The following is a 499-nucleotide window of genomic DNA, read 5'->3' as shown; positions in this document are numbered from 1 at the left end:
GTGAGCTAACCCGTAAGGGAGGCAGCAGCCGAAGGTAGGGTCAGCGATTGGGGTGAAGTCGTAACAAGGTAGCCGTAGGAGAACCTGCGGCTGGATCACCTCCTTTCTATGGAGAAATTATTAAGTACTGATGCATTTCAGACTTAATATATACGAATTCTGGTTAGAATCTCTCTCTGTTTAATTTTGAGATACCAAGTATCTCAGATTGTTCTTTGAAAATTGCACATAAGTTAAAGTAAAGATATTTACTAATCTTTGTAATAAATTGATTGCTAAAATGCACGCTAGTATTTTAGTAAATCAGCAAATTTGTAACTCAAATTTGATTTGATAGGTCAAGCTACAAAGGGCGCATGGTGAATGCCTTGGCATCAAGAGCCGAAGAAGGACGTGACAAGCTGCGATAAGCTTTGGGTAGGCGCAAATAGCCTGTGATCCAAAGATCTCCGAATGAGGAAACTCACGTAGGTAACCCTACGTATCCTATAGTGAATAC

The 499-nt window shown here is 40.5% G+C and carries 2 rRNA genes; both read left to right on the top strand.

Going from position 1 to position 499, the window contains the following annotated elements:
- A 16S ribosomal RNA gene (locus J3477_RS25970) occupies positions 1 to 106 on the top strand; the annotation flags it as partial.
- A gap of 230 nt (positions 107 to 336) precedes the next feature.
- Positions 337 to 499: ribosomal RNA gene (locus tag J3477_RS25965) — 23S ribosomal RNA — on the top strand; the annotation flags it as partial.

The sequence above is a fragment of the Clostridium zeae genome, assembly GCF_017312485.1.
Lineage (GTDB): Bacteria > Bacillota > Clostridia > Clostridiales > Clostridiaceae > Clostridium_AR > Clostridium_AR zeae.
The sequence above is the reverse complement of the archived record's forward strand: the minus strand, read 5'-3'. Positions and strand labels throughout refer to the sequence as shown.